At 66.1% G+C, this 9,808-nt stretch carries 14 protein-coding genes and 1 pseudogene; 12 read left to right on the forward strand and 3 right to left on the reverse strand.

Annotated features, from left to right (window positions below):
• Positions 1–441: alpha/beta fold hydrolase (locus AC2VOG_RS07930; protein WP_486939366.1), on the forward strand; the 441-nt coding region annotated here is incomplete at its 5' end.
• Positions 442–584: 143 nt separating this feature from the next.
• On the opposite strand, the gene AC2VOG_RS07935 is transcribed toward AC2VOG_RS07930, so the two are convergent.
• A complete protein-coding gene (locus tag AC2VOG_RS07935) occupies positions 585–761 on the reverse strand; it encodes a hypothetical protein (RefSeq protein WP_486939367.1) in 177 nt (58 codons plus the stop codon).
• Positions 762–1,041: 280 nt separating this feature from the next.
• Here AC2VOG_RS07935 and AC2VOG_RS07940 point away from each other — a divergent pair.
• Positions 1,042–1,095, forward strand: a pseudogene (locus AC2VOG_RS07940) (hypothetical protein); the annotation flags it as partial.
• 339 nt (positions 1,096–1,434) lie between these two features.
• On the opposite strand, the gene AC2VOG_RS07945 reads toward AC2VOG_RS07940, so the two are convergent.
• Positions 1,435–1,884 (reverse strand): type II toxin-antitoxin system VapC family toxin, encoded by a 450-nt coding sequence (locus tag AC2VOG_RS07945; RefSeq protein ID WP_486939368.1) that lies wholly within the window; start codon positions 1,882–1,884, stop codon positions 1,435–1,437.
• 443 nt (positions 1,885–2,327) lie between these two features.
• Here AC2VOG_RS07945 and AC2VOG_RS07950 point away from each other — a divergent pair, with 443 nt between their 5' ends.
• Positions 2,328–2,573 (forward strand): type II toxin-antitoxin system Phd/YefM family antitoxin, encoded by a 246-nt coding sequence (locus AC2VOG_RS07950; RefSeq protein ID WP_486939369.1) that lies wholly within the window; start codon positions 2,328–2,330, stop codon positions 2,571–2,573.
• Positions 2,574–2,576: 3 nt separating this feature from the next.
• Positions 2,577–2,981, forward strand: a complete 405-nt coding sequence (locus tag AC2VOG_RS07955; RefSeq protein WP_486939370.1) for a type II toxin-antitoxin system VapC family toxin — start codon at positions 2,577–2,579, stop codon at positions 2,979–2,981.
• Between the two features lie 46 nt (positions 2,982–3,027).
• Here the strand turns inward: AC2VOG_RS07955 and AC2VOG_RS07960 are convergent, their stop codons facing one another.
• The gene (locus tag AC2VOG_RS07960) at positions 3,028–3,822 is read right to left on the reverse strand and encodes a DUF3109 family protein (protein WP_486939371.1); all 795 of its coding nucleotides are present in this window, start codon (positions 3,820–3,822) and stop codon (positions 3,028–3,030) included.
• Between the two features lie 48 nt (positions 3,823–3,870).
• Here AC2VOG_RS07960 and AC2VOG_RS07965 point away from each other — a divergent pair, with 48 nt between their 5' ends.
• The 8 genes from AC2VOG_RS07965 to AC2VOG_RS08000 all read left to right on the forward strand — a co-directional run.
• Complete coding sequence (locus AC2VOG_RS07965) at positions 3,871–4,872, forward strand: Ppx/GppA family phosphatase (protein WP_486939372.1); 1,002 nt, start codon at positions 3,871–3,873, stop codon at positions 4,870–4,872.
• Positions 4,869–5,885 (forward strand): hypothetical protein, encoded by a 1,017-nt coding sequence (locus AC2VOG_RS07970; RefSeq protein WP_486939373.1) that lies wholly within the window; start codon positions 4,869–4,871, stop codon positions 5,883–5,885. The genes AC2VOG_RS07965 and AC2VOG_RS07970 overlap by 4 nt, the downstream gene beginning before the upstream one ends.
• Positions 5,886–5,902: 17 nt before the next feature.
• Complete coding sequence (locus tag AC2VOG_RS07975; protein ID WP_486939374.1) at positions 5,903–6,742, forward strand: sugar phosphate isomerase/epimerase family protein; 840 nt, start codon at positions 5,903–5,905, stop codon at positions 6,740–6,742.
• A 73-nt stretch (positions 6,743–6,815) separates the two neighbouring features.
• Positions 6,816–7,631, forward strand: coding sequence for a thioesterase family protein (locus AC2VOG_RS07980; protein ID WP_486939375.1), 816 nt, complete (start codon positions 6,816–6,818; stop codon positions 7,629–7,631).
• Positions 7,632–7,666: 35 nt separating this feature from the next.
• Entirely contained in the window at positions 7,667–8,542 is an 876-nt protein-coding gene (proC, locus tag AC2VOG_RS07985) for a pyrroline-5-carboxylate reductase (protein ID WP_486939376.1), read from the forward strand.
• 138 nt (positions 8,543–8,680) lie between these two features.
• Complete coding sequence (locus tag AC2VOG_RS07990) at positions 8,681–8,932, forward strand: cell division/environmental response transcriptional regulator (RefSeq protein ID WP_486939377.1); 252 nt, start codon at positions 8,681–8,683, stop codon at positions 8,930–8,932.
• Positions 8,933–9,210: 278 nt separating this feature from the next.
• Positions 9,211–9,312, forward strand: coding sequence for a 30S ribosomal protein bS22 (locus AC2VOG_RS07995; RefSeq protein ID WP_003402602.1), 102 nt, complete (start codon positions 9,211–9,213; stop codon positions 9,310–9,312).
• A gap of 29 nt (positions 9,313–9,341) precedes the next feature.
• Positions 9,342–9,808: NAD-dependent epimerase/dehydratase family protein (locus AC2VOG_RS08000; protein ID WP_486939378.1), on the forward strand; the 467-nt coding region annotated here is incomplete at its 3' end.

Raw genomic sequence — 9,808 nt, forward strand, 5'->3', positions numbered from 1 at the left:
CTGGGGGCCGCGCTGCTGCTGGCGGCCCGACTCAAGACGCCGAGCAAGCCGCTGTTCCTCACGCGGCAAGGCGCACGGGGCGTGTTCGGCAAATATCCACGTCGACACGACTTGAACCGCGCCGTCATGCAGGCCGCACAAAGCGATCCGCGCGCAGTCGCGGCCTTGGGCCGGTCGCTGTTGCAGCACAATCGCTATGACGCGTTGACGGCGTTTCGTGACATGCCGGTCGTAGTCATGGCCGGCACCCGGGATTGGCTGACCTCGCCCGTTCATGCCAGGCGGATCGCCGATCACCTTCCCAACAGCTCGATGGTGATCTTCCACGACGCCGGCCACTTCTTGCCCTACGAACGTTGCGAAGCGATCACGGCCCATCTCCTCAATCTGGTGGGCACGGACCGGGAGGCTGCGTCGACCTACACCGGAGTGGCTGGATGAATGTTCACGCCCATGACCTGCGGGTGCCCGAAGGGGGCGAGGAAACCGCCGAGGCTTAATGCGCTGTGCTGTGCCGATGGTGGCCGGCGAAGTGGCGTCAGCCAAGGTGACAAAGCCTGCGGAATTCGGTTCCGCGGCCAGCGTTACGCGGCCTCAGCGAAGCCGGGGAGTAGGTCGATTGCCAGGGGCCTGACCGGCACGTGCGCATCCAGCTGCACCGAGATGGCGACCATCGAAGCCATCACCCGTAGCGGCATTGCCAGCAGGGGAGGCAGGTCGAGCTGGCGGGCGACCTTGAGGTTCGCAACCGTCCGGTCCATCTGATCAGACGTCGCCTTCAGGAGCCACTTGCGCCTGTAGTGGAACATGTCGACTCGCAGGGGCTCGACGAACAGGCGCAACATCTCCTCGAGCGGGAACCTGCTGGCCGCGGGCGATGAATCCGGCCTGCGCCAGCACGGGCAGCAACAGGTCGTAGTTCTTGTCGGCCGCAACCGAAAAATCTGGCCGATGCCCCTCACCCTGAGCGACGTGCTCGGTGTCGTGGCGGCGCTGTCGGACGAGGACCGCTGACTGCTCGACGAGGCGCGCGCACTGATCGTGGCTCATGGTTTTCGCCGGACGTTGATCGACGACATCGCGCGCCGGGCTGGCGTGACCCGGCGGACGGTCAACAGGCGACTCGGAGATAAGAACCGGATCGTGCGGGCTGTGGTCGTGCGGGAAGTCGGGACCTTCTTCAGGCAGGCCCTCATCGGCTTGCTCGGGGTCGGGACACCGGTCGAACGTACCGTCGAGACGTTCGTCACCGGCGTCGTCGCGTTTCATCAAAACGATGTTGCCCAAGCGGTATTGCGGCATGAGCCGGAAACGTTCCTTGCGCTGACGACCGACTGGAGCGAGGAATGGACCGCCCCGGTGCGCAATCTCGTCGCGCTCGGTTTGTTTGGTCCCGGTCCACCCTGGCGCTCGCGACCAGCGAGGGCCAAACGGTCAGCGGCGCATCGCCGGGGCCGTCAATCCTTCTGCTGCGGCGGCCGCGGCGAGCGCGCCGTCGTACGCGAGGAAGTCGACACCGCCAGGCACCGCATCGGCCACCGTCAAGGCGCTTGCGAGCTGCATCGCATCGTATGCCCGCAGCCCGTGAACGGCCACGAGGTGTGCAGCAGCATCGAACACGGCCGCGGTGACCGCAACGACCAAGAACCGCGATGGCTCGTCGATGTCGCCGAAGTAGTCCGATTCGAAGTCGGCAACGAGGACAGCGACATCTGTGGCGGTGAGTTCACCCATGCGATTTTTCCGCCAAAGTGCTGCCGGAATCTCGACTCGAGCCAACTGACTGACCACCAAGGGCGACAGCTTTCTGACGTCATCCGACTCCTGCTCGTCGGCGTAGAGCTTGACCAACGCGGAAGAATCCGCAAAGACGGCAGCTCTCACCCTCTGTCACGTACAACCAGGCGAGACAACGGAGTGCCCTCACCCGCGGCCCTGCGCGCGCGTGTGACAGCATCGCGATCCGGCCGGGCGCGCCGCTGTTCAGCCTCGACCAACAGCCCAGCCAACGCGAGGCGCTCACGAAGCCGGTCGAAATCGTTCCCGGCGAGAGCAGGGTCGGTCGCAGCCTGAGCCAATCGGGTGAGGTATTCGTTCAGGCTCCAGCCACGCCGCGACGCCACCTGCCGTACTCGCTCGACAAGCTCCCCGGGAGCGCGCCAGGTCACTTGAGTCATGAATGCATGATAGCAATCGTGACTCACCGCAGGTGGCGCCGGTGATTGAGGACGACATCCGACGTCGAGGGCCGTGCATCCCGAATCCACCGCGGCGCTCGCGAAAGGTGCAGGCCAAGCTCTATATCAGACTAGTTGCAGACTAGTCTGATGATTGTGGAAAGCACCGTTGGAGCGTACGAGGCCAAGACGCATCTGCCTCGCTTGCTTGACCAGGTCGAGCGCGGCGAGACGATCACGATCACTAAGCATGGTCGAGCCGTTGCGCGCCTCGTGCCTGTCGATCTGCACGGCGCCGACCGCGACGAGACGATTACGGCGCTGCGAAGCGCGCGAGTCGGCGCCCGGCGAGGCACCGAGTCGATCCGCGGCATGATCGACGAAGGTCGCCGCTGAGTGGTGTTTGTTATCGACACGAGCATCACGATGGCCTGGTGCTTTGAGGACGAGGTCAGCGACGTTGCCGATGCGGCTTTAGACGCTCTGCGCGATGACGAAGCCGCGGTCCCCTGCATCTGGCCGCTCGAAGTGGCGAACGTGCTCCTGATCGCCGAGCGCCGTGGTCGACTGACCGAGGCGCAGTCCGCACGATTTCTCGAGCTCCTGGGAGCACTACCCATCCAGCTCGACCACTCCGTGACCATGGGCGAGGTGTTTGCCAAGGCTCTGCGCCACGGGCTCACCGCGTATGACGCGTCCTACCTCGTGCTTGCCGAGCGGCTCGGCGGGCCACTCGCCACGATCGACGAGCGTCTGGCGGTAGCCGCGACCCACGCGGGCGTCCAGCTATTCGCCAGACGGTGACCCAACGGTTGCCATACTGGGGAGTGACAAAACCTGGGCGACAACGCTACTCGGCGGCCCGCGTCGCCGGGTGCACGGCGACCAGCCCTAAACCGTTGCGCCGCTTGCACATTGCGGCCAGCTCGGCATAGGCCTTCTCGCCGAGGAGCTCGGTCAGTTCGGGGCCCATGCTCACCCAGACCTGCTCGGCGCCGACGTGGGCCGCCGGGTCGCCGGTGCAGTACCAGTGCAGGTCGGCACCGCCGGCGCCCCAGCCGCGGCGGTCGTATTCGGTGACCGTCGTTTTCAGGATCTCGGTGCCGTCTGGGCGGGTCACCCATTCCTGACTGCGGCGAATCGGCAACTGCCAGCAGACATCCGGCTTCATCGTTAGCGGCTGAACGCCGATTTGCAGTGCTTTGGAGTGCAGCGCGCAGCCCGGGCCGCCGGCGAAGTCCGGCCGGTTCAAGAAGATGCAGGCGCCCTTGTATTTGCGGGTGCGGAACTGCTCTTCGCCCTCGTGCTCGTCGAGTTCGAGGTAGCCCTTGCGGCCCAAGCCCTTTTCGCGGAACTGCCAATCGGCGTCGGTGAGCTGGGATACGGCATCGTCGAGGCGGGCCCGGTCGTCGTCGTCGGACAAGAACGCGCCGTGCGAACAGCACCCGTCGTCGGGGCGCTCTTCGACCGTGCCCTGACATGCCGGCGTGCCGAACACACACGTCCACCGGGACAGCAGCCAGGTCAGATCGGCGGCGATCAGGTGCTCGGGGTTGTCCGGGTCGTAGAACTCGACCCACTCACGCGCGAAGTCCAATTCGACTTCGCCAGGGTGGTCGGGATGCGCGCTTGCCACAGTTTTCACGGTAGACCAATCGTTGCGCCAGGCGCCTCACCAGTAGGGTTGTGTCTCGTGCGATTAGGTGTCCTCGACGTCGGCAGCAACACAGTCAACCTGCTGGTGGTTGACGCGCGTCGCGGCGGGCATCCGACGCCGATGAGTTCCACCAAGGCCACGCTGCGGCTGGCCGAGTCGATCGACAACTCCGGCAGGATCACTCGTAAGGGCGCCGACAAGTTGATCGAGACGATCGAGGAGTTCGAGAAGATCGCCGACAGTTCTGGCTGCGCCGAGCTGATGGCGTTTGCCACCTCGGCGGTGCGCGACGCCAAGAACTCCGACGATCTGCTGGCTCGGGTCCGCAAGGAGACCGGCGTGCAGCTGCAGGTGCTACGCGGTGTCGACGAGTCGCGGCTGACCTTTCTGGCGGTTCGCCGCTGGTATGGCTGGAGCGCGGGCCGGATCATCAACATCGACATCGGCGGCGGTTCGCTGGAATTGTCCAACGGCGTCGACGAGGAGCCCGAAGTCGCAATGTCGCTGCCGCTGGGCGCGGGCCGCCTCACCCGCGAATGGCTCGACGACGATCCGCCCGGCCGACGTCGAGTCGGGATGCTGCGCGACTGGTTGGACGCCGAGCTGGCCGACGCCGCGGCCAAGATGCTCGACGCCGGCATCCCCGACCTGGCCGTGGGAACGTCGAAGACTTTCCGTTCGCTGGCCCGCCTCACCGGGGCCGCCCCGTCGGCCGCGGGGCCGCGGGTTAAGCGGGCGTTAACGGCGAATGGCCTCAGACAACTCATATCTTTCATCTCTAGGATGACGACCGCTGACCGTGCGGAGCTGGAAGGGGTGAGCGCCGAGCGAGCGCCACAAATTGTGGCGGGCGCTCTGGTTGCGGAGGCGAGTATGCGAGCGCTGTCGATAGAAACGGTGGACATTTGCCCGTGGGCGCTGAGAGAGGGTCTCATTTTGCGCAAACTCGACAGCGAAGCTGACGGAACCGCCCTCGTCGAAACGTCCATGCGGGATGCTGGAAGCCAGCGAGCCAATCGGAACGGCGGCAAAAAATGACCGGATCCAACGACACCACCCGACCCATCTCAGTTGCCGAGCTACTCGCCAAGAATGGAACGCACGGTGCTCCGGCCCCGACACGTCGTCGTCGTCGTCGAGGGAACTCCGACGCGGTGACCGTTGCCGAGCTGACCGGCGAAATTCCTGTCATCACCGACGACACCAAGCCCTACGACACCAATCCCGACGACGCCAAGCCCGACGCCGACGAGCACCCGGCACCCGAGTCACACGCGCATCGCTCTAACGGGCGGGCCCGGGTTGAGCAGCAGGTCGTCGAGGCCCCCGCCGACGAGCCGTCGGCCGAACAGTTCTGGTCGCAGCCCGAGCCGCGCTGGCCGACGTCCGCGCCGCCCCGTCCACGTGAGGAGGCGGCTGCCGCGAAGGGTCAGCGGCCGCAGCGCAGCGCCTACCCGCGCCCGGTGTTCAACACTGCCCGCGCGGAGGCCGATCAGCCCGAGTCGCGCGAGGACACGTCGACCGACCGGGCCGGTGCCGAAGCCATGATCCCCGATCCGCTGGAGGACTACGCAGGCATGCCGGTGGACGTGATGGACACCGACGTGCGCGACGCCGACCCGACCATCGAAGACTCCGCCTACGTGCGGTCGTATCTGCGGTCGAACACCGGCAAGGGCGACGTCGAATCGCGCTCCGGCGCCAGCTATCACGACGTCGACGATATCGCCGAAGAAGAGGACTACCCCGAAGACGGCGATTCGGATGAGCCGCACACCTGGTCACGCGCAGAGAGCTTGCGGTTCGGTGCAGTGGTCGTGCTGCAGTCGCTGGTGGCCGTCGGATTCGGCGCGGGCCTGTTCATCGCATTCGATCAGCTATGGCGCTGGAACAACATCGTGTCGCTGGTGCTCTCGGTGCTGGTCATCCTCGGCTTGGTGATCGGTGTGCGGGTGGTGCGCAAGACCGAGGACATCGGCAGCACGCTGATCGCGGTGGCGGTAGGGGCACTGGTCACGCTTGGGCCGCTAGCGTTATTGCAATCCGGCTGAGGCGCAACAGAGTTCACGTGCGCCCCGCAATCAAGGTCGGTCTGTCGACGGCTTCGGTCTACCCGATGAAGACCGAGGCCGCTTTCGCGTTTGCGGCCGACCTCGGCTACGACGGCGTCGAGTTGATGGTGTGGGGCGAATCCGTCAGCCAGGACATCGGCGCGGTGGCGAAACTGTCGCGAAAGTACCGGATGCCGGTGCTGTCGGTGCATGCGCCGTGCCTGCTGATCTCGCAACGCGTGTGGGGTGCCAACCCGATTGCGAAGCTCGACCGCAGCGTGCGCGCCGCCGAAAAGCTCGACGCCCAGACCGTCGTCGTGCATCCGCCGTTTCGCTGGCAGCGCCGCTACGTCGAAGGCTTCACCGAGCAGGTGGCCGAGTTGGAGGCGTCCAGCGACGTGCTGGTCGCCGTGGAGAACATGTTCCCGTTTCGCACCGACCGGTTCTTCCCGGGCCAGACCATGGAGCGGATGCGTCGTCGCGGTGGTGGTCCCGGGCCAGGGATCTCGGCGTTTGCCCCGTCCTACGACCCGCTGGACGGCAACCACGCCCACTACACGCTGGACCTGTCGCATTCGGCGACCGCGGGCACCGATGCGCTGGATATGGCCGAGCGGATGGGCCCGGGCCTGGTGCACCTGCATCTGTGCGACGGCACCGGCTTGCCTGCTGACGAGCACCTGACGCCAGGTCGCGGCACCCAACCGGTGGTCGAGGTGTGCCAGCTGCTTGCCAGCGGCGATTTCGCCGGCCACGTGGTGCTGGAGGTGTCCACGTCGTCGGCGCGGTCGGTGCACGAGCGCGAGGCCATGCTGGCCGAGTCCTTGCAATTCGCTCGCACGCACCTGTTGCGATGACACCGCCGACGACGATGCAGAGCGAAGCGATGAGGACGAGCGGCGCCATTGACCCAGAAGGAACTTCGACACGTTGACCGCGCTATTCACCGAGGCGATGGAGCTTCGCGAGATCGACACCGACGGCGTCAACACCGTCTACGAGGGTGAGTTGAACAAGGTCTGGACCATCGGGCCCAAGGTGCACGGCGGAGCCATGGTCGCGTTGTGCGCCAACGCCGCTCGCACCGCACACGGCGGACCAGTCGAGCCGGTCGCGATTTCGGCCAGTTTCCTGTCGGCCCCCGACCCGGGCCCGATGCGACTGGTCACCGCGATGCGCAAGCGTGGCCGCCGGATCAGCGTCGTCGACGTCGAGCTGATCCAGGGCGACCGTGCCGCCGTGCACGCCGTGGTCACGCTGGGGGAGCCAGAGCACATGGCGCCGCCGCTGCTGTCGGCCAATCCCGCGGTCGGCCTGATGGACCCCGAACCCCCCGACGATGTGCAACCGATCGGCCGCGGCCACCGGCTGTCCGGGCTGGTGAACCTGGCCGAGGGCTGCGAGGTGCGGACGCTGACCTCGACGCTGGGCATCTCCACCGACGGCAGGCCGCCGGTGATCCAGAACTGGGTGCGGCCGCGCGACGTGGCCCCCGACGTGCTGTTCGCCTTGCTGTGCGGCGACATTTCGGCGCCGGTGAGCTTCGCGGTCAACCGCACCGGCTGGGCGCCGACCGTGCAGCTCACCGCCTATCTGCGGGGCCTGCCCGCCGACGGCTGGCTGCGGGTGGTGTGCACCTGCGTGCAGATCGGCCAGGACTGGTTCGACGAGGACCACACCGTCGTCGACAGAGAAGGCCGCATCATCGTGCAGAGCCGCCAGCTGGCGATGGTGCCCGCGCCCTAGCGAAAAACTTGGCGGCGTCTGCCATGCTGAGCTACATGGCCAGAATCGCGCTCGTCGGTGGGGGAAGCATGGGCGAAGCCCTGCTGTCGGGCTTGCTACGAGCCGGACGACAGGTCAAGGACCTGGTGGTGGCCGAGCGGATGCCCGATCGCGCGCGCTACCTGGCCGACACCTATGGCGTGCTGGTCACCTCGCTGCCCGATGCGGTCGAGAACGCCACCTTCGTCATCATCGCGGTCAAGCCCTCGGATGTGACCGCGGTGGTCGGCGATATTGGCAAGCTCGCCGCCGACGCCGCACACGACAGCCCCGATCAGGTGTTCATCACCGTGGCAGCCGGCGTGAGCACGGCCTACCTGGAATCCAAGCTGCTGGCCGGGACTCCGGTGGTGCGGGTGATGCCCAATGCGCCGGCGTTGGTCGGAGCCGGCATCAGCGCCATGGCTGCGGGCCGCTTTGCGACCCCCGAGCAGCTCAAGGAGGTCGCGGCGCTGTTCGACTCGGTGGGAGCGGTGCTGACGGTCGCAGAGGAGCACATGGACGCCGTCACGGCGATCTCGGGTTCGGGTCCGGCGTACTTCTTCTTGTTGATCGAGGCGCTGGTTGATGCCGGCGTCGGGGCAGGGTTGAGTCGTGCTGTCGCGACGGAGTTGGTTGCCCAAACGGTCGCCGGTTCGGCGGCGTTGTTGCTGGACCGCATGGAGCAGGACCGCGAAAGGGGCTCGGATTCGGGGCGTGACTTGTCGTTGGACACCACTGCGGCACGGCTGCGCGCCATTGTTACCTCACCTGGCGGGACGACTGCCGCTGCGCTGCGAGAATTGGAAAAGGGCGGTTTGCGAGCGGCCGTCGACGCCGCGGTGCGGGCCGCAAAAACCCGCTCTGAGCAGCTAAGAATTACATCCGAGTAATTTATAGAATTTTATTTATTCGCCACCACCCGTCGCAATAACCTCAGTAGTCCCGCTATTCTCCTTGTTGGTAGCACCTGTGGGTGCCAGCGGAGGGGAAGCCGCTGGGACTGCAGGAGCCTGACTGATTGGGTTGCGATGACGTCTATGAACGGGCCATCGGCTGGCGGGAAATCGGGACGAGACACAAGTTCCGTAGACGGCCAGCAGCCCCGGACGCAGTTTCTGACCGTGGCAGAAGTGGCAGCACTGATGCGGGTCAGCAAGATGACGGTCTACCGGTTGGTTCACAACGGTGAACTGCCCGCAGTGCGCGTCGGCCGGTCCTTCCGCGTGCACGCCAAGGCTGTGCACGACATGTTGGAGAGTTCGTACTTCGACGCCGGCTGATTCGGCCCGGAGGCTGATCGACCCGGACGGGGGTCGGCATGTCGGGCCTGCGTTCGGCAAGCCGTTGCGCTGTCGCGCTGGACTTGGCCGCGGATTAAGCCCCGCGGCCGTTCGCCGGCAGCGGCTTTGGTGTTCCACCTGCCTTGCCGGGTAGAGTGTGCGGGTTATTGCATATGCCCGGCCATGGCGGACTCGGGCCGCCAACACCGCACGGCGACGACGGGGGACGCACAGCGTCCCGCGGAGGAGTCGGGCAATCCAGCACAGATAGCGGAGTTATGGGTTCAGTAATCAAGAAGCGGCGTAAGCGGATGTCGAAGAAGAAGCACCGTAAGCTGCTGCGCCGGACGCGGGTGCAGCGCAGAAAACTCGGTAAGTAACCGCTCGCTGCCGTCGCTAGGCTGGCCAAGTGGACTCGTCGGACGGTCAGTCGGGATTGGGCGCCGATAGCTCCCCGAACGTGGTGCTGGTCACCGGTGCCTGCCGTTTCCTGGGCGGTTATTTGACGGCGCGGCTGGCGCAGAACCCGACGATCAACCGGGTCATCGCCGTCGACGCCGTCGCACCGAGCAAGGACATGCTGCGCCGGATGGGGCGCGCCGAGTTTGTGCGCGCCGACATCCGCAATCCCTTCGTCGCCAAAGTGATCCGTAACGGCGACGTCGACACGGTGGTGCACGCGGCCGCGGCGTCATTTTCGCCGCGACCCGGTAGCGGAGCGGCGTTGAAGGAAATCAACGTGCTCGGCGCGATGCAGTTGTTCGCCGCCTGTCAAAAGGCGCCATCGGTGCGGCGCGTCGTGCTGAAGTCGACGTCGGAGGTCTACGGGTCCAGCGCGCATGACCCGGTGATGTTCACCGAGGACAGCAGCAGCCG

The organism is Mycobacterium sp. TH-M11, assembly GCF_057473725.1.

Bases quoted from the DNA above. Each gene is read 5' to 3' on its own strand.
- proC (WP_486939376.1), top strand. From the start codon at position 7,667: ATGGCCAGAATCGCGCTCGTCGGTGGGGGAAGCATGGGCGAAGCCCTG.
- AC2VOG_RS07970 (WP_486939373.1), top strand. From the start codon at position 4,869: ATGACCGGATCCAACGACACCACCCGACCCATCTCAGTTGCCGAGCTA.
- AC2VOG_RS07935 (WP_486939367.1), bottom strand. From the start codon at position 761: ATGGACCGGACGGTTGCGAACCTCAAGGTCGCCCGCCAGCTCGACCTG.
- AC2VOG_RS07950 (WP_486939369.1), top strand. From the start codon at position 2,328: ATGATTGTGGAAAGCACCGTTGGAGCGTACGAGGCCAAGACGCATCTG.
- AC2VOG_RS07990 (WP_486939377.1), top strand. From the start codon at position 8,681: ATGACGTCTATGAACGGGCCATCGGCTGGCGGGAAATCGGGACGAGAC.
- AC2VOG_RS07995 (WP_003402602.1), top strand. From the start codon at position 9,211: ATGGGTTCAGTAATCAAGAAGCGGCGTAAGCGGATGTCGAAGAAGAAG.